Origin of the sequence: Lysobacter changpingensis, from assembly GCF_017308985.1 — a bacterium.
In the GTDB taxonomy this organism is placed as follows: Bacteria; Pseudomonadota; Gammaproteobacteria; order Xanthomonadales; family Xanthomonadaceae; genus Lysobacter_J; species Lysobacter_J changpingensis.
Genome location: NZ_JADWPE010000002.1, coordinates 960,482 through 986,338, shown reverse-complemented (window position 1 = coordinate 986,338; position 25,857 = coordinate 960,482). Strand labels below are relative to the sequence as shown.

Sequence of the window (25,857 nt, the reverse complement as noted above, 5' to 3'; positions counted from 1 at the left end):
GCGGTCGGGGAGGAATGCGTCAGGGAGGAGTGATGTCGATGCCGTCGTTGCGCTGCTTCAGCGCTTCGCCGTTCTCGCGCAGGTCCTTGGCTTTGTCGCGCGCGGATTCGGGCGAATCGGCGGTGGGCATCAGGTCGGCGAGTTCGCCGATGCCCAGCCGTGCCAGTTGTCGGCGCGTGGCCTGCAACCGCGTGTGTTCGAAATAGTGCATCGCGCGCAGGCCGGCATAGGCGGTGACGATCAGGCTCAGGCCGGCGGCGATCAGCATCGACATCAGCCACGAGAGGCCGAAGTTGCGCAGCAGCGCCACCAGCGTGGCCATCAAGAACAGCCACGCCGACGCGCCGAACACCACCGCCACGCCGGCGAAGGCGAGCGCGCGCCCCATCGCGCTGCGCGCCAGCGACAGATCGGCCGCGACCAGCGAACGCAGGGCGCGCGCCGAACCGGCGGCGGCGCCCAGGCTGGCCCTGGCGGTCTTGCCGATGTCGCGCAGCGACTCGGCCAGGTCCGGCGGCGGCCCGGCGGCCGACGGCTCGTCCGCCGGATCGTGCTCGCGGCGCTCGTCCCCTTCGCTCACGTGCTGTCTTACTTGTCGCCGCTGCGGGCGAGCTTGGCCAGGATCCATCCTGCTGCGAAGGCGACGCCGAACGAAGCCAGCGGACGCTCGCGGATGAGCTCGGCGGCGCTGTCGACCAGGTCGCGACCCTTGTCCATCAGGGCGTCCATCTGCTCGCGCGCCGCGCCGCCGGCGTTCTCCGCCGCGGCGAGGCCGGCGAGCGCGCCGTCGGCCAGATCCGCCTTGACGTTCGCCTTGCCCACGCGCAGTTCCTCGCCCGCGGCGACGGCCGCGTCGCGCAGCGCGCTGCCGGCGTCGCTGGCGGCCTGCTTCACGTGGCCGCCGGCCTGCGAAAGATTGCTGCGAACGCCTTCGGTGTAATTAGACGCGGCGCCGGTGCCCGCATTCATGCCGGCGTTGGTGCCCGCATTCGTGCCCAGGCTCGCGCCCGGGCCGGTGTTGATGGCGGTGCCGCCGGGATTGGTCGGATCAACGGGGGTATTCATCGAGCGGCTCCCTATCTGGAAGGACGTGGTGCGAAGGACGTGCGATGCGCGGCGCGCGGCCTCACTGCATCAGCAGGTCGGCCCGGCGATTGCCGCGGAGAATGCGCAGCACCAACTGTGCCGGACGCTGCGTGAAGCTCGCGCGGAAACCGGGCAGGTCCTCGAAGTTGCCCGCATTGGAGGCGATCACCACGTCGTCCTTGCGCAGGCCGTTGGCCTCGGCGCGACTGCCGCGCGCGACCGACTCCACCATCACGCCCGACAGCCCGGCCTGGCGCAGGCGTTCGGGCAGTTCGGCGAAGGTCGCGCCGTCCAGGCGCGCATCCAGGTCGGTGCCCAGGTACGACTTGGGCTGTTCGCGCAGCACCGTGGCGAGCGTGAGCGGCTTGCCGTCGCGGCGCACGTCCAGGGTGATGCGGCTGCCCACCGGCTGCAGGCCTTCGAAGTTGCGCAGCTCGTCGCGACCGTCGATGCGCTGGCCGTTCGCGGCGAGCACCACGTCGCCGATCTTCACCCCTGCCGCCGCCGCCGCGCTGCCGGCGAACACCTGCGTGACCACCGCGCCGCGCGCCTCGGGAAGGCCCAGCGCCTTCGCCAGCCGCTCGTCCACGTCTTGCGATTCCAGCCCCAGCGTGCCGCGGATCACCACACCGTTGTTGGCGATCAGCTGACCCATGATGTTGCGCGCCAGGCTGGTGGGAATCGCGAAACCCAGGCCGATGTTGCCGGCCATCGAGCCGCGCGGATTGAAGCTGGCCGTGTTGATGCCCACCAGCTCGCCGTTGAGGTTCACCAGCGCGCCGCCGGAATTGCCCGGATTGATCGACGCGTCGGTCTGGATGAAGTTCTGGAAGCCCAGCCCGCGCAGGCCGCTGCGCCCGACGGCCGAGACGATGCCCGACGTCACCGTCTGCCCGATGCCGAACGGATTGCCCACCGCCACCACGAAATCGCCCACGCGCAGCGCGCTGGAATCGGCCAGCGGCAGCGCGATCAGGTTCTGCGCGGGAATGCGCATCAGCGCCACGTCGGTGTCGGGATCGGAGCCGACGAAATCCGCCGTCAGCGTGCGGCCGTCGGCGAGCGTCACCGACACCTCGTCGGCGCCTTCGATCACGTGGTGGTTGGTGAGCACGAAGCCCTGCTTCGCATCGACGATGACGCCCGAGCCCAGCGATTCGTTGATGCGCTCCTGGGTCAGCTCGGGGAACATGCGGCGGAACATCGGATCGTTGCCGAACGGGCTCACCCGCACGCGCTGCTTGGTGTGCACGCTGACCACCGCCGGCGTCACCTTCGCCAGCATCGGCGCGAGCGAGGGCAGCGGCTGGCCGCCGACGATCGCCGGCAGCGCCGCCACGGTCGGCGTCGAGGCCACGGCCGAAGCGGGCGCGGCCTGCGCCGGCGCTTCCAGGCCGTCGCGGATCGCGGTGGCGGCGAAGCCGCCGAAGGCGGCGGCGAGGGACAGGGTCAGCAGGGTCGGCAGCGGGCGCATCGCGTCGTCGTTCGGTTCGTGGATGAAGGGGCGTGCGGGAAGTCGGCACCGGCCGGCGGCATCGCCGCACCGTGCCGCTGCTCCCCGCCGCGGCGTCGGGCCAGTGTCCCTGAACGGCATTAAATACGCGATGAAGTTTTTCCGCCGCGATGCCCATTTCCGCGCCATCCGAAGGCGCCGCGCGCACGTTCGCGCCAGCTTCGGCAAGCGCCCGTGCGGCAGTGCTTGACCGTCATCACAGCCGTGTGACTGCCATCAAAAAACCGTTGACACATCCCGGAGGCGGGGGTAGCTTGAGCCCTCGCCATTCGCCACTACATCTAGTGGTAACAACGGCGACGGAAACCCAAACTTTGGGTTTTCGGCTTGCTTTTTGCTGACTGACGGTGCCTTCGGGGGAAGGTCCGGAACGGAGCAGGATGAGCGCAGGAACCTTCGAAAAACCATGCCGTCGCGACCGCTGAAAACGCGGTCGCGGGCATAGCCGTCGGCGGGCGCCGAGTACGCGTCGCCGACGGTGCGGTAGCCAACATAAGAATCCACCGGCGGTGACCGGGGCCCGAGCCCGGCAACGCCATTGAAAGGAGACAGGACAGGCATGAGCACAGTGCGCCTCGAGGCGGTCAAGACAGCCGCGGCCGAGCGGGAAATCCCCATGCAGCCCGCCTCCCAGGACATCTGGGACAAGAAGTACCGGCTGAAGACCAAGAACGGCACCGCGGTGGACGCCGACATCGACGCCACCTACCAGCGCGTCGCCAGGGCGCTGGCCGAAGCCGAGCCGACGCCCGAGAAGCAGCAGTACTGGAATGAGCGCTTCGTCTGGGCGCTGCGCCGCGGGGCCATTCCCGCCGGCCGCATCACGTCCAATGCCGGCGCGCTCGAACACAAGCCCGCCACCTCGACGATCAACTGCACCGTGTCGGGCACCATCGAGGACTCGATGGACGGCATCCTGGAGAAGGTGCACGAGGCCGGCCTCACGCTGAAGGCCGGTTGCGGCATCGGCTACGAGTTCTCGACGCTGCGTCCGCGCGGCGCGTTCGTCGCCGGCGCCGGCGCGTACACGTCGGGCCCGATGTCCTTCATGGATATCTACGACAAGATGTGCTTCACCGTGTCCTCCGCCGGCGGTCGCCGCGGCGCGCAGATGGGCACGTTCGACGTCAGCCACCCGGACGTGAAGGACTTCATCCGCGCCAAGCGCGAGGACGGCCGCCTCCGCCAGTTCAACCTGTCGCTGCTGATCACCGACGGCTTCATGCAGGCCGTGGAGAACGACGCCGACTGGCCGCTCGTGTTCCCGGTGAACATCAAGGAGCGCGGCGACCTCGACATCGAGGACGCCACCCAGGTCGTGTGGCGCGACTGGCCGACGCACCGCAACTACATCGTGCGCGACGACGGCCTGGTGGCCTGCAAGATCTACGGCCACATCCGCGCGCGCCATCTGTGGGACATGATCATGGTCTCGACGTACGACTACGCCGAGCCGGGCTTCATCCTCATCGACCGCGTCAACGAGATGAACAACAACTGGTGGTGCGAGAACATCCGCGCCACCAACCCGTGCGGCGAGCAGCCGCTGCCGGCGTACGGCGCGTGCCTGCTGGGCTCGGTCAACCTGACCAAGTTCGTGCGCGATCCGTTCACCGACAAGGCCTCCTTCGACTGGGAGGAATACAAGGAAGTCGTGCGCGTGTTCACCCGCATGCTCGACAACGTCGTCGAAGTGAACGGCCTGCCGCTGCCGCAGCAGCGCGACGAGATCATGCGCAAGCGCCGCCACGGCATGGGCTTCCTCGGCCTGGGCTCGACCGTGACCATGCTGCGCATGAAGTACGGTTCGAAGGAATCGTGCGAGTTCACCGAGCGCATCGCCCAGGAAATGGCCGTGGCCGGCTGGGAAATGGGCCTGGCGCTGGCGAAGGAAAAGGGCGCCGCGCCGATCATGGACGAGGTGTTCACCGTCACCGCCGAGATGCTGCGCAAGCGTCCCGAAATGGCGAAGGACGGCTGGAAGGTCGGCCAGGAAATCCCGGGTCGCGTCCTGCACGCGCGCTACAGCCGCTACATGCAGCGCATCGCCTCCGTCGCGCCGGAACTGGTGGACGAACTCGCCGACACCGGCGCGCGCTTCACCCACCACAGCTCCATCGCGCCGACCGGCACCATCTCGCTGTCGCTGGCCAACAACGCGTCCAACGGCATCGAGCCGTCGTTCGCGCACCACTACAGCCGCAACGTGATCCGCGAAGGCAAGAAGTCGAAGGAAAAGGTCGACGTCTATTCGTACGAACTGCTCGCCTACCGCGAGCTGGTGAACGCGAAGGCGATGCCGTTCTCCGAAGAAGCCGACGCGCAGCTGCCCGACTACTTCATCGCCGCCGACGACATCACGCCGAAGGAACACGTCGACGTGCAGGCCGCCGCGCAGAAGTGGGTGGACAGCTCGATCTCCAAGACCGCCAACGTGCCCACGGACTACCCGTACGAGCAGTTCAAGGACATCTACCGCTACGCGCACCAGCAGGGCCTCAAGGGCTGCACCACCTTCCGCTTCAACCCGGCCGCCTTCCAGGGCGTGCTGGTGAAGGAAGCCGACCTCGAGAACACCACCTACCGCTTCGAACTGGAAGACGGCAGCGTGCTGGAAGTGAAGGGCAACGAGCAGATCGAATACGACGGCGAAATGCACACCGCCGCCAACCTGTTCGACGCGCTCAAGGAAGGCTATTACGGCAAGTTCTAAGGCCCGACCGTCGTCCCCGCGAACGCGGGGACCCGGCGGCGCCGCAGCTTCGCGCCCCGCCCGAACCGCATTCATGTTCCACCCCGCCGCAGGTATAGAGTCGCTTCGCACGATCGCGTTTTGTTAGGCCCCGATACCGCAACGCCAATCGAATGAGACGCCCGCAGGAGGGCACACATGAGCAATGGCAACGGAGTCACGGCGACCCTGACGCAGGCCGCCGAGAACGTGAAGGAAACCGTCACCGGCTTCAGCAACGCCGTCATGCAGCGCGCCGAAGAGGCCGTGCAGGAGGCGCGCGAGAAGGCCGGCAAGGCGCGCAAGGCGGCGAAGAAGGCGGTGGGCTCGGCGAAGAAGAAGCTCGCTGCCGCCTCGGCCAATGCGAAGAAGGAAGCCGCGTCCCTGCGCGAGGCGACCGCCGCGCGCAAGAAGGCGGCGAAGAAGGTGACCTCCGCCCGTCGCGCCGGCAAGACCGCCGTCGCCAAGGCGAAGGGCACCGCCAAGCGCGACGTCACCGCCGCCAGGCGCAAGGCCGCGAAGAAGACCGCGAAGGCCCGCAAGGCGGTGGCCGCCACGCGCAAGAGCGCGACGGCGAAGAAGGCCACCAAAAAGACGGCGACCAAACGCACCGCCACCCGCAAGGCGGCGGTGCGCAAGGCCGTGAAGAAATCCGCCGCAACGACGGCGAAAAAAGCGCCGGCCCGCAAGGCCGCCGCGAAGAAGGCAGTCAAGCGGCCCGCCAAGAAGGCTGCGAAGAAAGCTGCCAGGTAAGTCAGCAAGCCCCGATTGGTCGCCGCACCCACGCGGTGCGGCGACCGCATTACCTCATAACTAGATCAGTTACACCGCACCAGGAGCGGGTCACATGGCCGTCAAGATCGACAAGAAAATCAAGGGTTACAGCGTCGTCACTCCGGAAGACAAGGCGAAAGAGGCCGCAAAGCCCGTCGTCGCGCCGGTCGCCGAGCTGCCCACGGCCGATGTCATCCAGATGCACGAGCGCATCGAGCGCCCGGAAATCCTGGTGGGCTCCACCTACAAGATCAAATCGCCGCTGTTCGAGCACGCGCTGTACGTGACCATCAACGACATCGTGCTCAACGCCGGTACCGAACACGAGCTGCGCCGTCCCTTCGAGATCTTCATCAACTCGAAGAACATGGATCACTTCCAGTGGATCGTCGCGCTCACCCGCATCATGTCCGCCGTGTTCCGCAAGGGCGGCGACGTCACCTTCCTGGTCGACGAAATGAAGGCCGTGTTCGACCCGCGCGGCGGCTACTGGAAGCCCGGCGGCGTCTACATGCCGTCGCTGGTGGCCGAGCTCGGCGCGATCGTGGAAGACCACCTCAAGTCGATCGGCCTGATCCATGACCCGGAAATGAGCGACGCGCAGCGCGCGCTGATCGCCGAGAAGCGCGCGGCCTACGCGCAGCTGTCAAAAAAAAACGGTGAAGTGAGCGGGAACCCGGCCGGCGATCTGTTCCCGGAGCCGTGTGTGGCCGATGCGCCGCGTAGTGAAGACGTTGAAGTCACTGGCGAAGGTGCCGCATTCCCGCCGTCTGCCACGATGTGCCACAAGTGCAGCACGAAGGCGGTTGTGATCATGGATGGCTGCGCTACTTGCTTGAATTGTGGTTACAGCAAGTGCGGGTGAGTTGATCTAAGAAAAGGAGTGGTGAGTACGATCGCAGGTCGGAGTGAAATTCGACCTCTATTCGCGGATTAGGTCGAACAGGGAATGGCATGAAGCTGACTCCAGGACGCCGCGCGCTCGATAAGGTTTACAAGAGGCGAGATCGATACGAGATCCCAGACTGGCAGCGAGGTGAAGTTTGGGATCAATCGAAGAAACAGGATCTGATCGACAGTATCCTGCGAGGCTGGAGGCTGCCTAAGTTCTATCTCGCCAAGGTCTCCGAAGATGAGTTCGAAGTGGTAGATGGCCAGCAAAGGCTCGCCACCATATATGAGTTCTTCGCTAATGAGCTGCCTCTGTCTTCCAAGTCCGCAGCTCAGTTCGGCGGGATCTACTACAAAGACTTGGCCACTAAGTTCTCTGATGCATTCGACGATTTTGAGATTGACTTCGATCTGATCGAAGACGCTTCGGAAGAGGATCTAAAGACCTTCTTCCAAAGACTGCAGCAAGGGTTGCCACTTCGCAGTAGTGAGCGCCTTAACGCGGTTCACTCAAAGCTGCGGGACTTCTGCAAGACGAAAGCCAAGCATCCGTTTCTCGCCGAGCGAATTGCAGTCGCCGATACGCGTCTCGCGCATTTTGACATTCTTAGTAAGGTTGCCGCTATCGAGGTGGAAGGAATAGATGCCGGACTTCGATTCGATGACGTAAAGAAAACCTTCAAGAGTCAAGCTTCATTCTCGGCAAGCTCTGCCGTGGCAAAGCGCATAGACACCGCCCTGAGCCTGCTTGCGGCAGCGTTTCCAAAGCGCGAGCCAGTATTGAAGAATCGCACCATCGTTCAATCTGTGATTACGTTTGCTTGCAAGCTAGTTGAGACAAGAAGATCCACTGGCCTCGGGCCGGCGCTCGCAGTTTTCGTTCGGACATTCCTCAAAGAGTTGGCAATGCAGGTGGAGCTTGGGCAGGCTGCGACTGACTACGATTTCATCAGATTTCAGAAGTCCGTGAATGCGAACGTGAAAGCCGGAACACGTACTCGCCACGAGATCCTCATGCGGAAGGCGTTTCTTTATGAGCCTAAGATCGCTGATGCGTTCGGCGCTTCGGTGGTAGCAGCGAGCGGCGTAGAGGGGCGTGTGGCCGAACTCGGTGAAGCGGTGGCGGATCACATTGGGCAGCTTAACGCCGCGTATTCGTCGAAGCATGGTCATGACCTCTTTAAGGCGACGAACAAGACAGCGCAGGCATTGCTAAATCTGCGCAAGCCTGTCAAGAGTCTCTCCTCGTATAAGGCATTCATTGACGACCTGTACTTTGTGTTCAAGGAAGGCGTAGGCCAGAGGCTTGAGCACGTTCCGGCTTCATTTCAGGACGTTAACGTCTTGCGTACGGGCCTGCAGCACGACGTCGATCACGGAAGTACGAGTAAGGTCTCGGCTAAGCAGAGAAAGATTGGGGTCACCTTCCAAAAGTACTCTGGCGTTACTTCTCCCGAGCTTCTGGACCCCGTGCGATTTGTCTTGGTACAAGCGAACATCTTGTCCGCATTGGAACTCGATCTTCAGACGATGGCTGCGTGACCACGCTTTGACAAACGTGTCATTAGCCAGCGTAGCCGGGCAACCGAAGCGCATCCGGGAGCTTTTCGCGTGGCACGACATCAAGCGTTCCCTAGGTGCGGCCCTTGGCCTTACCCGGGCTACAAGAGCAGGGCGCGTTGATGCGGTTGGGCCGGTGTAGCCCGGGTAAGCGAAGCGCACCCGGGGCTTTCGGCATTCCCTGACAACGTGACGCGGCATTCCCGGGTACGGCTTTCGATTTGCGCCGACTACGGTGATCGCCCTGTAAATCACGCGAGCGTCGGGAATGGTGCGGTATCGGCGTAATCGATTTTCCGGCGGTACGTATTTCTTCACGGTGACCTTGCGCGACCGACGCAGCGATCTGCTCGTCCGGCATGTGGACCTTCTTCGGATGTCTTGGCGAAGCGCACGTGCGCGCATTCCGCATGATGTGCTCGCGGCCGTGGTGATGCCCGACCATCTGCATGCCGTCCTCCGGATGCACGACGGCGCCGACGACTATTCGCGCCTCTGGCAGGACATCAAGAAGGGATTCTCGCGGCGCCTGGGGTGTGTGGGTCCGTCGCCGTGGCAATCCCGTTTCTGGGAACACACGATCCGCAACGAGGCGGACCTGCGCGCGCACGTCGATTACGTGCATTTCAATCCGGTCAAACACGGATACGCGGCGAGCGTCGCGGAGTGGCCGTTCTCGTCGTTTCACCAATACGTGCGCGACGGGGTGTTGCCGATGGATTGGGGTGCGGAGTCCGCAACGGTCGCCATCCCGATTGCAGGCGAGGCGTAGCGCCTTTGTAGCCCGGGTAAGCGAAGGGCACCCGGGGGCTTTTGGGTGACGAGGCATCGGGCGTTCCCCGGGTGCGGCCTTTGGCCTTACCCGGGCTACAAGAGCAGGGCGCGTTGATGCGGTTGGGCCGTTGTAGCCCGGGTAAGTGAAGCGCACCCGGGGCTTTTGCGTGACGCGACATCAGGCGCTCCCCGGGTGCGGCCTTCGGCCTTACCCGGGCTACAAGAGCGATGACGCGCGAATGTGAGACGTAGCTACCGTTCGCGATTTCTTCGCATTGAGGCGATTCGCGTAGCGGCGAACACTGGCTCCACGGGGCCTAAGAAACCCGCAAACAGCGGCACCCACCTCCGTCAAGCCGGTGGGTTTTTTGTGCCTGGATGAGTCCAGGCGCAGAATCGACGCAGTCGTTCCGCGTCGGGAGGGCGGCAGCAATACAACACCCGCAAGGGAAAAACTGCCCGCCGACTGTTTGCGGTTTCTTAGCCTCCCGACACCCTTGCGCCCCCCGCCGCAAGGCTCCCCTTCGTCAAAGGAGCGACTCATGCGAAAGCACCGCCGTTCGGCGCCGTCCCGATCCCTGTGTTACGTCATCAGCGAACCCGCGCGCGACGCCGTCACGCGCACTCGTGATCAGTTGTTGCTGCTCTCCTGCCTGAGCGCCGCGCGCATCCGCCACGACGCCGAGGAGCTGGAGCTGTCCCCCGACGCGCTGGTCACCATCTTCCAGCGGCTGTGCAACGATCTGGATGGCGCGTTGCGCGACATCAAGATCCGTTGGCGTGGGGCGGAGCCGACGTAGCGCGTGCGGATCGGGAACGCACCCGGGGCTTTGCGCGTGATGCGCAAGAGGCGTTTCCCCGGGTGCGGCCTTCGGCCTTACCCGGGCTACAAGTGCGTGGTCACTGCGGCGTGAACCACGCCCCCTGTTCCGCGCCCGCGTTCTGGCGGATCGGGCGCCACACGCCGGAGGCGGCGTTCACCAGGTGGAGGCTGTGGTTGTAATAGTCCTGCTTGCGCAGCACCAGCACGCGGTTGCACGGCGACCAGTCCAGCGGGACGAGTTCGACGCCCGGCGTGGCCGCGCCCACCTGCCTCGGCGCGGTGCCGTCGGCATTGGCGATGAACAGGCGGCTGTAGCGGTTGTCGCCGTCGCGCTGCGTGTAGGCGAGGCGGCTGCCGGTGGGCGACAGGATCGGGGCCGAGCCGGCGGTGATGCGCGTCAGCGCGTTGGTCGCAAGGTCCACTTTGTAGATCGTGGGCGTGCTCACGCCGCCGGACCAGTCGATCGCGTCGTAGTACACGGTGTTGTTAGGGCCCACGACGAACGAGAGCGGCGCGTGCTGCTCATGCGGATCGACGACGCTGCGCACTTCGAACAGCCGGCTCGTGGCGACCTCCACCGCATACAGCCGGTGCGCCCAGTAATCGTTGGGGCTCGGATTCGACAGCCGCGTCACGAAGGTGCCCACCAGCGCGACGATGTACTTGCCGTCGCGCGTCCACGCGAGTTTCCGCAACTCCGACAGGCAGGTGAAGAACTCGTCGCACAACGTGCGCGCCGGATAGTTCACGCAGGCGATGCGCTGCAGCCCGGTGCCATCGGGGTTGATGGTGTGGATGCATTCGGAATTCGTCGCGCCCTCCGGCACGGAACCGAACGCGATCTTGTTGGTCGCCGCGCCGCTCCATACCGGCAACACGCCCTTGATGAGCGCGCGCTCGCGCTGGCCCAGACGGTCGGTGACGATGACGGTCGGGTCCTGGTGTTCGTAGTTGCCGTCCACGCGGAACCAGCGAAAGCTGCGTTCGAACACCACCGACGAACCGCCCGGCGACCACGATGCCGAATGATCCACGTACTCGCCCGGCGGGAACGTCAGCTCATCGGTGAACGTACCGGCGCTGTTGGTGCGGTGCAGGCGCGGCCCGATGTCGCCGTCGTAATAGAGGATGTTGCCCGAGTCGTGCGCCATCGCCAGCGGCGCGCCGGCCACCAGCAGCAGGCACGCGAGCGCGCGAAGCGCGATGCGGCGGGCGGAAGGGAGGGGAAGGGTGAACGCGGACATGGCGTGCTTCCTTGGACGACAGTGGAGGGGAGTTCTATGCGCCGCGCGATGACGCCTTCGTCAAATCGCATGCAATGCGCGGCAGTTGCCGACGAGCGGATCGTGCGGAGGCGTCGGGCTGCCGACAGCCGGATTCAGCAGGGTGTCCGGCGTGCGAAGCCGGCGCCTGTTTCGTGTCGGTGTCGGTGCGCGGTGCGCGGTGTGTCGAGCGCGGAGCCCGGTTGATCGAGCAGAACGCGTCGCGCGCCGAGCCCGGAGCCGCGGCGTCCGGGCAGATTGCTCGAAGCGCCGAGCCCGGCGCCCGGACATCGGAGCGCAACGCTCCGCGCACGGAGCCCGCAGCCCGGAAGCCCGAGCGGATCGCTCCGCGTGCGGGGCGCGAAGCCCCGACGTTCGAGCATTCTGCTCGCCGCGCCGAGCCCTGAGCTCGGACGACCGGGCAAAAAGCCCGGCGCGCGGCCTTCGCGGCCCGGGCAACGCCGCAACCGCCGATCAACGGCCGTTCCGCCGCGCAACGGGAATGGCACGCTGGCCGCGTCCAACCGCGAAAGGGACGCTGCGATGCGCAACGCCTTGCATTCCATCGCGCGCGCCGCGCTGCTCTGCATCGCGCTCGCGCCGGGCGCGCAGGCCGCGGACATGCCGCGCGCGGAAGAACGCGAACTTCGCGCCGACGACGCGACGCTTTACGTCCGCGCGATCGGCCACGGCGAGCCCATCGTCGTGCTGCACGGCGGGCCCGATTTCGACCAGGCGTACCTCGCGCCCGATCTCGATCCGCTCGCCGACGCGTACCGGCTGATTTACTACGACCAGCGCGGCCGGGGACGCTCGACGGCCGGCGTGGACCCGCAGCGCGTGAGCCTCGCCACCGACCTGGGCGACATCGACCGCATCCGCCGCGAGTTCGATCTCGACGCCCCGGTGCTGCTCGGCCATTCGTGGGGCGCGGTGCTGGCGCTGGAGTATGCGTTGCGCCATCCGCAGCGCGTGTCGCGACTGATCCTGGTGAACCCCGCGCCCGTATCGCATGCGGACCTGGCGAGCGTGCGCGCGCACTACCTCGCGCGCCTGGGTCCGCGCATGGACGAGCAGACGGCCATCGTCGAAAGCGCGGCGTACCGCGCGGGCGATCCGGACGCGGTCGCGGCGCGCTATCGCATCCATTTCGAACCGGCGGTGGCGAAGCCCGACGACCTCGCGCGGATGACGCGCCGCATGCAGGACGGCTTCGAGCGACAGGGCCGCGAGGGCATCCTCACCGCGCGCGCGGTGGAAGACCGCCTGATGGCCGACACCTGGGAACGGCCCGACTACGACCTGCTGCCCGCACTGGAGCGGCTGCGGACGCCGGCGCTCGTCATCGCCGGCCGCCACGACTTCATGGCCGATGCGGCCGTGCACATCGCCGATGCGATGCCGCACGCGCGGCTCGTCATGATCGGCGACTGCGGCCACTTCGCGTTCCTGGAATGCGCCGCAGCGGCGCGCGCGGCCCTCGACCGGTTCATGGCCCGCCCGCGACCTTGAACGCACCCCATCCACCCGCTAGTGTTCGCGCACGCCCTGGGGAGGGAGTCCGATGCCATCGATCGCGCAGAAGTCCACGTTCGTGACGGTCGTGGCGTGGGTGTTCATCGTGTTGTCCGGGTTCGGCACGCTCATCTCGCTGCTGCAGAACCTGATGATCCAGACCGTGTTCACCAGCCCCGAAGTGGTGCAGGCCGCACAGGGGCCGGCGCCGCCGGGCGCGCCGCCGTTCGCGGTGTTCATGCTGCGGCACATGGTGGCGGTGTTCGTGTTCTTCCTGCTGGTGCAGGTGCTGACGCTGGCCTCGTCGATTGGTTTGCTGATGCGCCGCAACTGGGCGCGCCGCCTCTTCATCGGCGTGATGGCGTTCGGCATCGTGTGGAACCTGGGCGGCCTCGTGCTGCAGTTCGCGATGTTCTCGTCCATGCGCGAGCAGTTCGCCGCCATTCCCGACGCGCCCGACATGCGCGCGTTCTTCATCGGCATCGCGATCGTGTGCGTCGTGTTCGCGCTGGGATTCAGCGCGCTGTTCGGGTGGATCGCGAAGCGGCTGATGTCGCCCCAGGTGGTGGCGGAGTTCGCGCGCTGATCCAGGCGCGATGCAACGCCTTCGCATCGAACGAGTGCACGCACGCATCCCGATCCTGCAATCGCCAGAGAGATTCCCATGAGCTACGACCTGATGGTCTTCGAACCCACCGCCGCGCCGCGCGAGCGCGCGGCCTTCATGGCCTGGTACCAGGCGCAGGTCGAGTGGAGCGAGGATCACACCTATGACGACCCGGCGGTGAGTTCGCCCGCGCTGCAGCGCTGGTTCGACGAGATGATCGAACACTTCCCGCCGCTCAACGGGCCGAAGTCCGATCCGGATCTCGACACTCCCCAGGTCACGGATCATTGCGTCGGGCGTGTCGTCATCTATTCCGCATTCGGGTGGTCGCAGGCCGCCGCCGCGCACGCGAGGATGCGCGAGCTTGCCATCAAGCACGCGGTGGGGTTCTACGACGTCAGCGGGGACGACGGGGAAGGGGAGATCCTGTTTCCCGGCGAGCCGCCGTTGCCGGTGGTGAGGAAGCCGTGGTGGAAGCTCTGGTGATCGGGATGGGAGATCGTCCGGCCACGACGCCCGCACCATCCGTGGAACTCCGGGCACGGCAGGCCTGACCCGTACGCATGAGCGATCCGTTCATCCTCCTCCTCACCATCGCCTTCCTGGCGGCATCGTTCTTCGCATCCCTGCGCGCCAAACGTGCGTTCGAAGCCGCGGTGAAGCGAAGCTTCGAACAAATGACCTTCGAGACGCCCACGGGCCGTGTGACGGGGGCATCGCTGCGTATCGTCAAGGTCGTCACCTGGCGCACCGGTAACGATTCGTCGGCGCCTTCGGATCTGTTCTGGTATTGCGTGGGCGATGGGCCGTCGTACTTCGTTGCGATGGGCCACGTGCGCAGCCGGTTCGCGACGATGCCCGTGGATTGGGTGATAAGGCCGCTCACGGAGGAACGGATGCGCGGCGCGCTGGTCGGCGACGGGAAGGCGTGCGCGCTCGCATTCGGTAGCGCGGTGGAGGGGTGATGGCGGAAAGGTCGCGCGGGGTTCCTCGCGAAGTGACCCCACGGCGTTCGGCCTTGCCCGGGCTACAGGGGCGCTCGTTGTTGCTTCTGTAGCCCGGGTAAGCGAAGCGCACCCGGGGCTTTTGCGTGACGAGGCATCGGGCGTTCCCCGGGTGCGGCCTTTGGCCTTACCCGGGCTACAAGAGCGGGACGTTCTGATGCGATCGGGCCTTTGTAGCCCGGGTAAGCGAAGCGCACCCGGGGGCTCTTGCGTGACGAGGCATCAGGCGTTCCTCGGGTGCGGCCTTTGGCCTTACCCGGGCTACAAGAGCACGGCGTTTCGATGCGATCGGGCCTTTGTAGCCCGGGCAAGCGAAGCGCACCCGGGTTCCCGCGTCGCGTCAGCATGTGTTCCCGGGTGCGGCCTTCGGCCTTACCCGGCTACAAAGGCGGGGCGGGGTTATTCCGCCGTGATCAGGTCTACCCAGGTGATCCAGTCGTCGGTGCGCGTGTGGAAGGGCTCGACCAGCGTGCGCGCGCTGTCCACCGGCAGGCCGTTCTCGAAGCCCGCATCGGCCAGGCGCTGCTCGAGCTCGGCGGCGATGCGCTGGAACGCCTCCTTCAGCGCGGCGCGGTTCGGATGCGTGACGATCATCGCGCGCAGCAGGCATTCCATCGCCAGGATCTGCGCCGAATGCAGCACGACGGCGCTCTCGAGTGCAGTGATCTGTTTCTTCACGAAGACTCCTCGGTCGGCAGCCCGAACGTAGCCTTCCGCGCGTGAATGGTTCGCGAGAGGAATGTGTTGCGCGGCGGAGCGGAAGCAACCGTTGTGCACGCTGTGACCGGTGTCGCAGCGTGCGTCGCGCGCGCTGCGGCGATCGGTGTGCGACGTTCGATGAACGCGCTGGATCGCGCGGATGAACGCATCGCGAAGAGGCGCTATGAGCCCTCTCCCACCGGGAGAGGGGGTGGGGCGAGCGGCAACGAAGCCGAGGCGGTGAACGACCGATGCGGCACGGCGCTGCGCTGTTGCTGTCGTCGACCGCGAATGGAACCGGCGGAAGCAGGTGGCTTCCAGCGTCCGCCGGCGTGACGTGAACGCGGGGCGCGCCTCAGTCCTCCCAGGCCGCCGCCGAATCGAACAACGTAGGCCGCAGCGGATATTCATCCGCGAACCGCAGCTCGATCCGCGCCGAATCCCCCGCGACGTCGAACGCAGCCGCAGCGGCCCGCGCATCGCGCTGCGAAGCCGGCACCACCAGCGGCTTGCCCTTCTCGACGATGTACGTTGCCAGCTCCGCGCTGCGTCCGGTGCCGACGTTGACGACCTCATGGTTCACGCCATGCGGAATGAAGAGCGTGTCGCCCTGCTTCAGCGTCACCGGGGCGCGGCCTTCCAGGCGGTACTCGAGCGCGCCCTGCGTGACGTAGACGATCTCCTCGCCGTGATGATGGTGGTTGGCGGCGACGATGCCGGGCTCGAACGCGACCAGCACCTGCACCGCTTCGCGGCCGGGCACGGACAGCTCGCTGCGTTGCAGGTCGGTGCGGGTGATGCCGGCGGCCTGCGCGTGCACGACGACGGGGAGGGCGAGGGCGCCGATCGTGGCGAGCAGCGCGACGGCGAGGACGGGGGACGGCTTCATGGCGGGCTCCTTCGGTTGGGGTGGTGCCATTCGAAGGCGGGGGCGTATCGGCGATGTGTCGGCGATCCGGGCGATTTGTATCGGCGTGTACGAAGGCGCCGGCAGCAACAAATCGGCCCACGCGCAAGAAGAACATTGCGCATATCGCCGCCGCCGCCCGCCCGATAACCTCACCGCCCCGCTCACGGGCGCCGCGATCGCGACGACATGGGCGCTACATCCGGGCAGGTCGTCATGCGTCGTTCCGCAATCCTCGTGGTGTCCGTGTCGCTGGGCCTGTGCGCGTGCACGCCGGCGACGGTGAAGGTGTGGCCCTCGTCGGGCGTGCCGGTTTCGTCGTACGACGGCGGCATCGTCGTGCAGGCGGGCGATTCGCTGTACGGCATCGCCTCGCGCAACGGCGTGAGCGTGATCGACCTGGCGCAGGCGAACGGCATCGCCGAGCCGTTCCTGATCCATCCCGGCGACCGCCTCCGCCTCCCCGCGACATCCGCATCGAAACCGCCGGTTGCGCGCGCGCCGGCGGCGTCCACCGTCCGCACCGAAGCGCTGCCCGACACGTCCTCGCCGGTGAAGGCGAAACCGCCCGCGACCAAGCCCGCGGCGAAGAGCGCCGCTTCGAACGCCGCTGCTCCCAAGACGCCGACCAAGGCGAGCACATCGAAAGCGGCGACGTCCAGCAGCGTTGCCTCGAAAACGCTCGACGCCGACGTGACGCGCTGGCAGTGGCCGGCGAACGGCACGCTGTTGAACGCGCCCGCGCGCGGCGATGCAGCCCCGCGCGCGCTCGACATCGCCGGTGCGGCCGGCAGTCCGGTGCGCGCGGTCGCTGCGGGGAAGGTGCTGTATTCGGGCGAAGGCTCGCCCGGTTACGAACAACTGATCGTGATCGAGCACCCCGGCGGCTGGGTGTCGAGCTACGCGCACAACCGCAAGCGGCTGGTCGGCGAAGGGCAGAACGTCGTCGCGGGCACGCAGGTGGCCGAGATGGGGCGCGTCGGCGCGGGCCGCGACATGCTGCATTTCGAACTGCGCCGCGGCGGGCAGCTCGTCGATCCGCGCACCGTGCTTCCCCCGCGCTGATCCGGCGCCTACACCGCAAGGAACGAACCGATGGGCCTGACGCCTCCGAGTTTCCCGATCTTCTTCATCGCCACGCTGGCCGGCGGCGCCGGGCTGGCGATCCGCCTGGGCTACCTGCCGATGCTGGCGCCGTTCGCGTTCGTGCTGGTCGCACTGGCGTTCGTGCTGCTGTGGATCGCGTGCGTGTTCCGCAACCTGTAGGGCGCTGGTAGCGCTATCGGGACGCGCGGGCGGCTTTTGTCGCCCGGCAGCCTGAGGTGCGCCCAGCCTGACTCCTGGGGCAGGGCGATCCTGAATCCGCGCCCGACCCGCCGGGTGCCTCCGTCTCGCTGCGCCGCGACACGGCCAAGTCCTTGTCGCGTAACGCTTTGCGCACTGCAGCAAGGCTTTTTTCTCATCGCTGGTAGAGTGCTACGCACCTACGGGATCCCTTGCTTCCACCCATGTCACTGCTGGTCGGTGTTTCCAGTGCGGATCGTTCCTGCCGCAAAATTGTTAGCGCTAACTTTTCTGGAGCCGGACGCGCATGAGCGCTCAGACACGCCTCTTCGTCGGACTGGACGTGGGAACCCAGAGCGTCAAGCTCGTCGCCTACGACGCGGACTCGCGTCGCATCGTCGCCACGCACGGGCAGCCGCTGGAGCTCATCGCCGGTAACGACGGCAGCCGCGAGCAGCACGCGCAGTGGTGGATCGACGCGATTCGCGCCTGTTTCGGCAAACTCGACCCGGCGCAGCGCGCCGCCGTCGTGGCGATCGGCGTGTCGGGCCAGCAGCACGGGTTCGTGCCGCTGGACGCGCAGGGCAACGTGCTCGCGCCGGCCAAGCTGTGGTGCGACACCAGCACCAGCGGCGAGTGCGACGAGATCATGTCCGCGGCCGGCGGCGAAGCGTCGTGCGTGACGCTGGCCGGCAATCCGATCCTCGCCGGCTATACCGCGTCGAAGCTGCCGTGGACGCGCAAGCATCGCCCCGAGGTGTACGCGAAGCTCGCCACGATCCTGCTGCCGCACGACTACGTGAACTTCTGGCTCACCGGCCAGCGCTGGATGGAATACGGCGATGCGTCGGGCACGGGCTGGCTCGACGTGCGCACGCGCACGTGGTCGCGCGGGATGCTCGCCGCGACCGATGCCGACACCAATCTGGCCGATTTCCTCCCGCCGCTGGTCGAGGCCGATGCGAGCTTCGGCATCGCGCCGGGCATCGCGGACGAACTTGGCCTGTCGCACGACGTGATCGTCGCGGCCGGCGGCGGCGACAACATGATGGCCGCCATCGGCACCGGCAACGTCGCGGCGGGCGTGCTGACGATGAGCCTGGGCACCTCGGGCACGCTGTTCGCGTGCGCGGACTTCCCGGTCGTCGACGAGAACGCCGGCTGGGCCGCGTTCTGCTCGTCCACCGGCGGCTGGCTGCCGCTGATCTGCACGATGAACTGCACCGTCGCCACCGAGAACGTGGCGAAGCTGTTCGGCTTCTCCAGCCGCGACGGCGAATCGGTGCTGGAAGGCACGAAGCCCGGCGCCGACGGCCTGGTGATGCTGCCGTTCTTCAACGGCGAGCGCACGCCGAACCTGCCGGATGCGCGCGCGAGCCTGCACGGTATCGACATGGCGAACCTCACGCGCGGCAACGTGTACCGCGCCGCGATGGAAGGCGCGACCTACGCGCTGCGCAACGGCTTCGATGCGCTGCGCGCGGCCGGCATGACGTTCGATTCGATCCGCCTCACCGGCGGCGGCAGCCACAGCGCGACGTGGCGGCAGATGGTCGCCGACGTGTTCGACCTGCCCGTGCAGGTGCCCGAACAGGCCGAAGGCGCGGCGTTCGGCGGCGCGTTGCAGGCGCTGTGGGCGTTCGAACGCGCGAGCGGCAAGGACACCCCGATCGCCGGCATCGCGCGCGACCACGTGCGCGTGGACGAAGCCGCCGCCACGCGCCCGGATGCGAACGCGGTCGCCGCCTACGCCGCGCATTACAGGACCTTCCTCACGCATCTCGACGCGACGCAGACGCTGTACGCGCCGCACCCGACCACCCGCGCCGACGCCAGGCAGGCCGCCTGACGCAACGCCGCGCCTCCATCCACCGACCAAAGCGATTCCCACGAACATGAGCAAGCACTTCATCGGCGCCAAGGAATACTTCCCCGGCATTGGCCGCATCCCGTTCGAGGGACGCGATTCGAACAACCCGCTGGCCTTCAAGGTCTACGACGCCAACAAGAAGATCGGCGGCAAGACGATGGAGGAGCACCTGAAGTTCGCCGTGTGCTACTGGCACACCTTCACCAACGCCGGCCACGATCCGTTCGGCCCGGGCACGCGCAGGTTCCCGTGGGAAGGCGCCACCGCGATGCAGACGGCCGAGAACAAGGTCGACGCCGCGTTCGAATTCATCACCAAGCTCGGCGTGCCGTACTACTGCTTCCACGACGTCGACCTGGCGCCGGATGCGGAAGACATCGGCGAGTACGAAAAGAACCTCAAGCACATGGTCGCGCAGGCCAAGCAGCGCCAGAACGACACGGGCGTGAAGCTGCTGTGGGGCACGGCGAACCTGTTCTCGCATCCGCGCTACATGAACGGCGCGTCGACCAACCCGGACTTCAACGTCGTCGCGCGCGCCGCGGTGCAGGTGAAGGCCGCGCTGGACGCGACCGTCGAACTGGGCGGCGAGCACTACGTGTTCTGGGGCGGTCGCGAAGGCTACGCGAGCCTGGTGAACACCAACATGAAGCGCGAGGTCGAGCACTTCGCCCGCTTCCTGACGATGGCGCGCGACTACGGCCGCAGCATCGGCTTCAAGGGCTACTTCCTCATCGAGCCCAAGCCGATGGAGCCGATGAAGCACCAGTACGACTTCGACAGCGCCACCGTCGCCGGCTTCCTGCGCCAGTACGGCCTGCACAAGGACTTCAAGCTCAACATCGAGGCCAATCACGCCACGCTGTCGGGCCACACGTTCGAACACGACCTGCAGGTCGCGTCCGACCACGACCTGCTGGGCTCGATCGACGCCAACCGCGGCAACGCGCAGAACGGCTGGGACACCGACCAGTTCCCGACCGACCTGTACGACACCGTCGGCGCGATGATGGTCGTGCTGCGCCAGGGCGGCCTGGTCGGCGGCCTGAACTTCGACGCGAAGGCGCGTCGCGAGTCGACCGACATGGAAGACCTGTTCATCGCCCACATCGGCGGTATGGACGCGTTCGCGCGCGGCCTGGAAGTGGCGCACGCGCTGCTCAACGACTCGCCGTGGGAGCAGTGGCGCACCGAGCGCTACGCCAGCTTCGACAACGGCGCGGGCGCGGACTTCGAACGCGGCAAGCTCGGCCTGGCCGACCTGCGCGAGCTGGCGGTGAAGAACGGCGAGCCCAGGCAGATCAGCGGCAAGCAGGAGCGTTACGAGAACCTGCTCAACCAGTACCTGCTGCGCTGAGGACGGATTGCGGATTGGCGGGACCCCGGCATCTGTCATTCGTGCCGGGTAAGGGTTAAAAGAGCTGTCATTCCCGCGAAGGCGGGAATCCATGCGTCCGATGCGTCACGCCGTGAAGGCGTGACGCGGTTGAAAGATGGATCCCCGCCTTCGCGGGGATGACGGCTCGAGGCGGTACAGCTCAAGGCGGTGCAGCGCGTGGGGGAAGCTCGCGCTCGTGCCGGTCGAACGTGGACGTGACGGCTCCACCTTCCCGAATCCAAATCCGACTCCTTCAAACGAGACACGCGAAATGAACAGCGCCACGCTCGAAGGTTCCTCATCCGCAAGCGCAGAAAACACCCGCTTCATCATTCTCGTCAGTTGCGTGGCCACCATCGGTGGCTTCCTGTTCGGCTTCGACAGTGGCGTGATCAACGGCACCGTCGATGGATTGCAGCAGGCGTTCCAGTCGACCAAGGCCGGGCTGGGCTTCGAGGTCGCATCCATGCTGCTGGGCTGCGCGATCGGCGCGTTCTTCGCCGGACGCCTTGCCGACCGCTGGGGCCGGCGCTCGGTGCTGATCATCTCGGCCGTGCTGTTCCTGATTTCCGCGCTGGGTTCCGGCGCCGCCACGAGTTCGGCGATGTTCGTCGCCGCGCGCGTGATCGGCGGCTTCGCGGTCGGCGCGGCCAGCGTGATGTCGCCGGCGTACATCGCCGAAGTCGCGTCGGCACGCTATCGCGGACGGCTGGCGACGGTGCAGCAGATCGCCATCATCGGCGGCCTGTTCTGCGCGTTCCTCAGCAACTTCCTGCTGGCCAAGCTGGCCGGCGCGTCCACGCAGCCGCTGTGGCTGGGCCATGAAGCGTGGCGCTGGATGTTCTGGATGATGGCCTTCCCGTCGGCGCTGTTCCTGGTGCTGCTTCTGGCGATTCCGGAAAGCCCGCGCTACCTCGTCGTGAAGAAGCGGAAGGCCGACGCGCTCGCCGTGCTCACGCGCCTGTACGGCGCCAGCGAAGCGCAGGTCAAGCTGACCGAGATCGATGCCTCGCTGTCGAGCGACCATCATCGCCCGCAGCTGTCGGACCTGATCAACAAGGCGACCGGCAGGATCCGTCCGATCGTGTGGATCGGCATCGGCCTTGCGACGTTCCAGCAGCTGGTCGGCATCAACGTCGTGTTCTATTACGGCGCGGTGCTGTGGCAGGCGGTCGGCTTCTCCGAAAGCGACGCGCTGCTGATCAACGTGCTGTCCGGCGCGTTGAGCATCGGCGCCTGCCTGGTCACGGTGCTGCTGATCGACCGCATCGGGCGCAAGCCGCTGCTGTGGATCGGCTCGGTCGGCATGGCGGTGTCGCTCGCCGCGATGACCTTCGCCTTCGCCACCGCGTCGCTGGATGCGAACGGCCGGCTCATGCTGTCCGATTCGATGGGCACGCTGGCGCTGATCGCCGCGAACGTGTACGTGATCTTCTTCAACGCCTCGTGGGGCCCGGTGATGTGGGTCATGCTGGGCGAGATGTTCCCGAACCAGATCCGCGGCTCTGGCCTGGCCGTCGCCGGCGCCGCGCAGTGGACGAGCAACTTCGCCATCACCGTGACCTTCCCGATCCTGCTGGCCGGCATCGGCCTGGCGGCTGCGTACGGCATCTACACCGTGGCGGCGATCGTGTCGGTGTTCTTTGTCCTGAAGTACGTCTACGAGACCAAGGGCAAGGAACTGGAGCAGATGGAAGGCTGAGGCATGGCGCGTCCGGGCGGCTTCAATCGGAGCAGTTCCAGCAGGACGACCCGGGCGCGGCCTTTCAGCTCAGGCGCCGCGCGTGCCCTTCGACGGCGGCGCCACCGAGTCGCGCGTCACCAGCTGGTGCGCGACGACGTGGTCGACCACCACGCGCGTGCTGCGGTCCTTGCGACGGATCCCGCGCAGCAGGATGTCGATGGCCGAATCGGCCATCGACGCGATGGGCTGGTGGATCGTGGTGAGTTCCGGCCAGACCGTGGTCGCGGCGGACGTATCGTCGAACCCGACCACCGACAGGTCGCGCGGCACATCGAGCCCGCGACGGTGCGCGACCGAGACCACGGCGGCGGCCATGTCGTCGTTGCTGGCGAAGATCGCGGTGGGCGGCTTGCGGTGCGAGAGCATCTTCTCGGCCGCGTCCAGGCCCGAGCGGTAGGTGAAGTAACCCTGCTGCACGAGCGCGCCGTCGATCTCGAGCCCGGCCTGCGCGAACGCCGCCTGGAAGCCCTCGTAGCGCCGCGCGCTGGCGGTCTGGTTCGGATGGCCCTTGATGTAGCCGATGCGCGTGTGGCCGAGCGAGATGAGGTGCGCGGTGATCTCCTGGCTGGCGCGGAAGTCGTCGATGCGCACGCAGGAGATTTCCTGGCTGAAGCGGCCCGACGCGATCGCGACGACCGGCACGCCGGCCGACAGGAACTCCGACACCACCGCCTTGGATTCGCACAGCGGCGGCGGCAGGATCACGCCGGCGACGGACTTGCTCATCTCGCGCGCGGCGGCGCGTTGCGCGTCGGCGTTGTAGGTGTCCCAGCTTTCGATCATCAGCTGCGCCGCGGTGCGCGCCGCGCCGCGCAGCGCGCCGACCAGCAGCTCGCGCAGGTAGGCCGAGCTGGGGTTGGTGTAGATCATCGCCACGCGCGTGTGCTGCGCGGCGGCGAGCGAACTGGCGGCGAGGTTGGGCGTATAGCCCAGTTCCTTAACCGCGCGCATCACGCGTTCGCGCGTGCTGTCGCGGACCTTGCCCTGGCCGTTGACCACGCGCGAGACGGTCATCGGCGAAACCGCGGCCAGCACGGCCACTTCGTCGATGGTCACGGCGGCGCCCTTGCGGCGCAGCGATTTCCTCGGCTTCTCCAACGTTCGTTCCTTCTGTCGGCCAGCGGTCGCGGATGCCGCACTTCGCGGCGCCTGCCGCGTCGGGGGCCGCCTTGTCATTCGTTCAACCAGGACTGCGCATGAGAGCTTTGCACATGGTACGGGCATCCCGCACGCCCGGCGACAGCGTACCCGCCGCCCGGCAACGATCCGGCTTCTTCGCCCTCATGCTGCTCCTGCTCGCAGCCCTGCTGCTCCCGCGCCCGGCGGCGGCGGAGGACGGCTACGACCTGTGGCTGCGCTATCGCCCGATCCCGGATGCCGACGCGGAAGCGTATCGGCCCCGCCTCGCGCAGCTCGTCGCCCCGGCCGCCACGCCGACGCAGCGGGCCACGCGCGATGAGCTCGTCCGTGGTCTCGGCGGCCTGCTCGGCGCGCAGCCGCCGATGTCCGACGCCGCGAAGGTCGAAGGTGCGCTGATCGTCGGCACGCCCGCGTCGTCCAAGCAGATCGCCGGCCTGAAGCTCGCGACGAAGGACCTCGGCCGCGAGGGCTATCGCATCCGCACGGTCGAGTTCGACGGCCGCGACGCGATCGCCATCGCCGCCAACACCGACGCCGGCGCGATGCACGGCGCGTTCCACCTGCTGCGCCTGCTGCAGACGGGCCAGCCCATCGACGCGCTCGACATCCGCGAAGTCCCGCGCACGCAGCTGCGCATGCTGAACCACTGGGACAACCTCGACCGCCACGTCGAGCGCGGCTATGCCGGCGAATCGATCTGGGACTGGCACAAGCTCCCCGATTACCTCGGCCCGCGCTACGCCGACTACGCGCGCGCCAACGCCTCCATCGGCATCAACGCGACCGTGCTCAACAACGTCAACGCGAGCGCGCAGCAGCTCACGCCGATGTACATCGAGAAGGCCGCGGCGCTGGCGAACGTGTTCCGCCCGTACGGCATCCGCGTGTTCCTGAGTGCGCGCTTCAGCGCGCCGGTGGAGATCGGCGGTCTGAAGACGGCCGATCCGCTCGACCCGCAGGTGCGCGCGTGGTGGAAGGCGAAGGCCGACGAGATCTACAAGGCCATTCCCGATTTCGGCGGCTTCCTGGTGAAGGCCAATTCCGAAGGCCAGCCCGGCCCGCAGGATTACGGCCGCACGCATGCCGACGGCGCGAACATGATGGCCGACGCGGTGAAGCCGCATGGCGGCATCGTGATCTGGCGTGCGTTCGTCTATTCGCATGAAACGCCGGACGATCGCGCCAAGCAGGCGTACAACGAGTTCGTGCCGCTGGACGGCAAGTTCCGCGACAACGTCATGGTGCAGGTGAAGAACGGCGCCATCGACTTCCAGCCGCGCGAGCCGTTCCATCCGCTGTTCGGTGCGATGCCGAAGACGCCGCTGATGATGGAATTCCAGATCACCAAGGAGTACCTCGGCTTCGCGACGCACCTTGCGTACCTGGGCCCGCTGTTCGAGGAAACGCTGCGTGCGGATACCCACGCGCGCGGCAAGGGTTCGACGGTGGCGAAGGTCGTCGATGGCGAACTGCACGGTTACCGGCTCACCGGCATGGCCGGCGTGGCGAACATCGGCAGCGACCGCAACTGGAGCGGCTCGCATTTCGACCAGGCCAACTGGTACGTCTTCGGCCGGCTCGCGTGGAATCCGGAACTCTCCTCGCGCGACATCGCGGAAGAGTGGACGCGCATGACGTTCTCCAACGACGGCGACATCGTGCAGCCCGTGGTCGCGATGATGATGGGCTCGCGCGAAGCGGTCGTGGATTACATGACGCCGCTCGGCCTGCATCACCTGATGGGCCGCGGCCATCACTACGGCCCGGGCCCGTGGGTCGAAGGCGGCCCGCGCGCGGACTGGACCAGCGTGTATTACCACCGCGCCACGAAGGACGGCATCGGCTTCGATCGCACGACGCGCGGCAGCGACGCGGTGTCGCAGTACGCGAAGCCGGTCGCCGCGCAGTTCGACGATGCGGGCAGGACGCCCGAGGAATTCCTGCTGTGGTTCCACCACCTGCCGTGGGACTACACGACCCGGTCCGGCCGCACGCTGTGGGATGAACTCGTCGTGCATTACTCGCGTGGCGTCGACAAGGTGCGCGACATGCGCCGCACCTGGAACGCTCTGGAAGGCAGGATCGATCCGGAACGCCACGCGCAGATCGCGACCTTCCTGGCGATCCAGGAAAAGGAAGCGCAGTGGTGGCGCGACGCCAGCATCGCGTACTTCCAGACGTTCTCGCAGCGTCCGCTGCCGGACGGCTACGCGCCGCCCGCGCATCCGCTGGACTACTACGAATCGCTCGAATTTCCGTTCGCCCCGGGGAATGGCTGAACCATGTCGATCCGCA

The 25,857-nt window shown here is 66.9% G+C and carries 23 protein-coding genes; 16 read left to right on the top strand and 7 right to left on the bottom strand.

Annotated features, from left to right (window positions below; translation table 11 throughout):
* Positions 1-19: 19 nt before the first annotated feature.
* From I4U41_RS06210 to I4U41_RS06200, 3 genes are all read right to left on the bottom strand, one after another.
* Entirely contained in the window at positions 20-580 is a 561-nt protein-coding gene (locus tag I4U41_RS06210) for a phage holin family protein (RefSeq protein WP_242525004.1), read from the bottom strand.
* Positions 581-588: 8 nt separating this feature from the next.
* Positions 589-969 (bottom strand): hypothetical protein, encoded by a 381-nt coding sequence (locus tag I4U41_RS06205; RefSeq protein WP_206860429.1) that lies wholly within the window; start codon positions 967-969, stop codon positions 589-591.
* Positions 970-1,126: 157 nt separating this feature from the next.
* Entirely contained in the window at positions 1,127-2,560 is a 1,434-nt protein-coding gene (locus I4U41_RS06200) for a trypsin-like peptidase domain-containing protein (protein ID WP_206860214.1), read from the bottom strand.
* 598 nt (positions 2,561-3,158) lie between these two features.
* Here I4U41_RS06200 and I4U41_RS06195 point away from each other — a divergent pair.
* From I4U41_RS06195 to I4U41_RS06170, 6 genes are all read left to right on the top strand, one after another.
* Positions 3,159-5,312, top strand: a complete 2,154-nt coding sequence (locus tag I4U41_RS06195; protein WP_206860213.1) for an adenosylcobalamin-dependent ribonucleoside-diphosphate reductase — start codon at positions 3,159-3,161, stop codon at positions 5,310-5,312.
* A gap of 177 nt (positions 5,313-5,489) precedes the next feature.
* The gene (locus I4U41_RS06190) at positions 5,490-6,083 is read left to right on the top strand and encodes a hypothetical protein (RefSeq protein WP_206860212.1); all 594 of its coding nucleotides are present in this window, start codon (positions 5,490-5,492) and stop codon (positions 6,081-6,083) included.
* Between the two features lie 94 nt (positions 6,084-6,177).
* Positions 6,178-6,969 carry a TSCPD domain-containing protein gene (locus I4U41_RS06185; RefSeq protein ID WP_206860211.1) on the top strand — a complete coding sequence of 264 codons (792 nt, stop codon included), beginning with the start codon at positions 6,178-6,180 and terminating at the stop codon, positions 6,967-6,969.
* A gap of 89 nt (positions 6,970-7,058) precedes the next feature.
* Positions 7,059-8,537, top strand: coding sequence for a DUF262 domain-containing protein (locus I4U41_RS06180; RefSeq protein ID WP_206860210.1), 1,479 nt, complete (start codon positions 7,059-7,061; stop codon positions 8,535-8,537).
* A gap of 286 nt (positions 8,538-8,823) precedes the next feature.
* A complete protein-coding gene (locus tag I4U41_RS06175) occupies positions 8,824-9,327 on the top strand; it encodes an REP-associated tyrosine transposase (protein ID WP_206860209.1) in 504 nt (167 codons plus the stop codon).
* Positions 9,328-9,871: 544 nt separating this feature from the next.
* The gene (locus tag I4U41_RS06170; protein ID WP_206860208.1) at positions 9,872-10,129 is read left to right on the top strand and encodes an XAC0095 family protein; all 258 of its coding nucleotides are present in this window, start codon (positions 9,872-9,874) and stop codon (positions 10,127-10,129) included.
* 100 nt (positions 10,130-10,229) lie between these two features.
* On the opposite strand, the gene I4U41_RS06165 is transcribed toward I4U41_RS06170, so the two are convergent.
* On the bottom strand, positions 10,230-11,396 hold the full coding sequence (locus tag I4U41_RS06165) for a TolB-like translocation protein (RefSeq protein ID WP_206860207.1): 1,167 nt from the start codon (positions 11,394-11,396) through the stop codon (positions 10,230-10,232).
* Positions 11,397-11,957: 561 nt separating this feature from the next.
* Here I4U41_RS06165 and I4U41_RS06160 point away from each other — a divergent pair.
* From I4U41_RS06160 to I4U41_RS06145, 4 genes are all read left to right on the top strand, one after another.
* Entirely contained in the window at positions 11,958-12,926 is a 969-nt protein-coding gene (locus I4U41_RS06160; protein ID WP_206860206.1) for an alpha/beta fold hydrolase, read from the top strand.
* 52 nt (positions 12,927-12,978) lie between these two features.
* A complete protein-coding gene (locus I4U41_RS06155) occupies positions 12,979-13,515 on the top strand; it encodes a hypothetical protein (protein ID WP_206860205.1) in 537 nt (178 codons plus the stop codon).
* A gap of 78 nt (positions 13,516-13,593) precedes the next feature.
* Entirely contained in the window at positions 13,594-14,022 is a 429-nt protein-coding gene (locus I4U41_RS06150; RefSeq protein ID WP_206860204.1) for a hypothetical protein, read from the top strand.
* A 77-nt stretch (positions 14,023-14,099) separates the two neighbouring features.
* Positions 14,100-14,501 carry a hypothetical protein gene (locus tag I4U41_RS06145; protein WP_206860203.1) on the top strand — a complete coding sequence of 134 codons (402 nt, stop codon included), beginning with the start codon at positions 14,100-14,102 and terminating at the stop codon, positions 14,499-14,501.
* 438 nt (positions 14,502-14,939) lie between these two features.
* On the opposite strand, the gene I4U41_RS06140 is transcribed toward I4U41_RS06145, so the two are convergent.
* Entirely contained in the window at positions 14,940-15,218 is a 279-nt protein-coding gene (locus I4U41_RS06140; protein ID WP_206860202.1) for a hypothetical protein, read from the bottom strand.
* Between the two features lie 376 nt (positions 15,219-15,594).
* Positions 15,595-16,128, bottom strand: coding sequence for a cupin domain-containing protein (locus tag I4U41_RS06135; protein ID WP_206860201.1), 534 nt, complete (start codon positions 16,126-16,128; stop codon positions 15,595-15,597).
* A gap of 234 nt (positions 16,129-16,362) precedes the next feature.
* On the opposite strand from I4U41_RS06135, the gene I4U41_RS06130 reads away from it, so the two are divergent.
* The 5 genes from I4U41_RS06130 (at position 16,363) to I4U41_RS06110 (ending at position 22,380) form a co-directional block, all read left to right on the top strand.
* Positions 16,363-17,211: a peptidoglycan DD-metalloendopeptidase family protein gene (locus tag I4U41_RS06130; protein ID WP_242525003.1), complete on the top strand. Its 849-nt coding sequence runs from the start codon at positions 16,363-16,365 to the stop codon at positions 17,209-17,211.
* 30 nt (positions 17,212-17,241) lie between these two features.
* Positions 17,242-17,412, top strand: a complete 171-nt coding sequence (locus tag I4U41_RS06125) for a hypothetical protein (RefSeq protein ID WP_206860199.1) — start codon at positions 17,242-17,244, stop codon at positions 17,410-17,412.
* A gap of 325 nt (positions 17,413-17,737) precedes the next feature.
* On the top strand, positions 17,738-19,279 hold the full coding sequence (gene xylB / locus I4U41_RS06120; RefSeq protein ID WP_206860198.1) for a xylulokinase: 1,542 nt from the start codon (positions 17,738-17,740) through the stop codon (positions 19,277-19,279).
* Positions 19,280-19,325: 46 nt separating this feature from the next.
* Positions 19,326-20,657 carry a xylose isomerase gene (gene xylA / locus I4U41_RS06115; protein WP_206860197.1) on the top strand — a complete coding sequence of 444 codons (1,332 nt, stop codon included), beginning with the start codon at positions 19,326-19,328 and terminating at the stop codon, positions 20,655-20,657.
* Positions 20,658-20,949: 292 nt separating this feature from the next.
* On the top strand, positions 20,950-22,380 hold the full coding sequence (locus I4U41_RS06110) for a sugar porter family MFS transporter (RefSeq protein WP_206860196.1): 1,431 nt from the start codon (positions 20,950-20,952) through the stop codon (positions 22,378-22,380).
* A gap of 69 nt (positions 22,381-22,449) precedes the next feature.
* On the opposite strand, the gene I4U41_RS06105 is transcribed toward I4U41_RS06110, so the two are convergent.
* Positions 22,450-23,520 carry a LacI family DNA-binding transcriptional regulator gene (locus I4U41_RS06105; RefSeq protein WP_242525002.1) on the bottom strand — a complete coding sequence of 357 codons (1,071 nt, stop codon included), beginning with the start codon at positions 23,518-23,520 and terminating at the stop codon, positions 22,450-22,452.
* Between the two features lie 185 nt (positions 23,521-23,705).
* Between I4U41_RS06105 and I4U41_RS06100 the strand changes: the two genes are divergently transcribed.
* Positions 23,706-25,841: an alpha-glucuronidase family glycosyl hydrolase gene (locus tag I4U41_RS06100; protein ID WP_206860194.1), complete on the top strand. Its 2,136-nt coding sequence runs from the start codon at positions 23,706-23,708 to the stop codon at positions 25,839-25,841.
* Positions 25,842-25,857: the final 16 nt, after the last annotated feature.

Bases quoted from the DNA above. Each gene is read 5' to 3' on its own strand.
- I4U41_RS06205 (WP_206860429.1), bottom strand. From the start codon at position 969: ATGAATGCGGGCACCGGCGCCGCGTCTAATTACACCGAAGGCGTTCGC.
- I4U41_RS06200 (WP_206860214.1), bottom strand. From the start codon at position 2,560: ATGCGCCCGCTGCCGACCCTGCTGACCCTGTCCCTCGCCGCCGCCTTC.
- I4U41_RS06195 (WP_206860213.1), top strand. From the start codon at position 3,159: ATGAGCACAGTGCGCCTCGAGGCGGTCAAGACAGCCGCGGCCGAGCGG.
- I4U41_RS06190 (WP_206860212.1), top strand. From the start codon at position 5,490: ATGAGCAATGGCAACGGAGTCACGGCGACCCTGACGCAGGCCGCCGAG.
- I4U41_RS06185 (WP_206860211.1), top strand. From the start codon at position 6,178: ATGGCCGTCAAGATCGACAAGAAAATCAAGGGTTACAGCGTCGTCACT.
- I4U41_RS06180 (WP_206860210.1), top strand. From the start codon at position 7,059: ATGAAGCTGACTCCAGGACGCCGCGCGCTCGATAAGGTTTACAAGAGG.
- I4U41_RS06175 (WP_206860209.1), top strand. From the start codon at position 8,824: ATGGTGCGGTATCGGCGTAATCGATTTTCCGGCGGTACGTATTTCTTC.
- I4U41_RS06170 (WP_206860208.1), top strand. From the start codon at position 9,872: ATGCGAAAGCACCGCCGTTCGGCGCCGTCCCGATCCCTGTGTTACGTC.
- I4U41_RS06165 (WP_206860207.1), bottom strand. From the start codon at position 11,396: ATGTCCGCGTTCACCCTTCCCCTCCCTTCCGCCCGCCGCATCGCGCTT.
- I4U41_RS06160 (WP_206860206.1), top strand. From the start codon at position 11,958: ATGCGCAACGCCTTGCATTCCATCGCGCGCGCCGCGCTGCTCTGCATC.
- I4U41_RS06155 (WP_206860205.1), top strand. From the start codon at position 12,979: ATGCCATCGATCGCGCAGAAGTCCACGTTCGTGACGGTCGTGGCGTGG.
- I4U41_RS06150 (WP_206860204.1), top strand. From the start codon at position 13,594: ATGAGCTACGACCTGATGGTCTTCGAACCCACCGCCGCGCCGCGCGAG.
- I4U41_RS06145 (WP_206860203.1), top strand. From the start codon at position 14,100: ATGAGCGATCCGTTCATCCTCCTCCTCACCATCGCCTTCCTGGCGGCA.
- I4U41_RS06135 (WP_206860201.1), bottom strand. From the start codon at position 16,128: ATGAAGCCGTCCCCCGTCCTCGCCGTCGCGCTGCTCGCCACGATCGGC.
- I4U41_RS06130 (WP_242525003.1), top strand. From the start codon at position 16,363: ATGCGTCGTTCCGCAATCCTCGTGGTGTCCGTGTCGCTGGGCCTGTGC.
- I4U41_RS06125 (WP_206860199.1), top strand. From the start codon at position 17,242: ATGGGCCTGACGCCTCCGAGTTTCCCGATCTTCTTCATCGCCACGCTG.
- xylB (WP_206860198.1), top strand. From the start codon at position 17,738: ATGAGCGCTCAGACACGCCTCTTCGTCGGACTGGACGTGGGAACCCAG.
- xylA (WP_206860197.1), top strand. From the start codon at position 19,326: ATGAGCAAGCACTTCATCGGCGCCAAGGAATACTTCCCCGGCATTGGC.
- I4U41_RS06110 (WP_206860196.1), top strand. From the start codon at position 20,950: ATGAACAGCGCCACGCTCGAAGGTTCCTCATCCGCAAGCGCAGAAAAC.
- I4U41_RS06100 (WP_206860194.1), top strand. From the start codon at position 23,706: ATGCTGCTCCTGCTCGCAGCCCTGCTGCTCCCGCGCCCGGCGGCGGCG.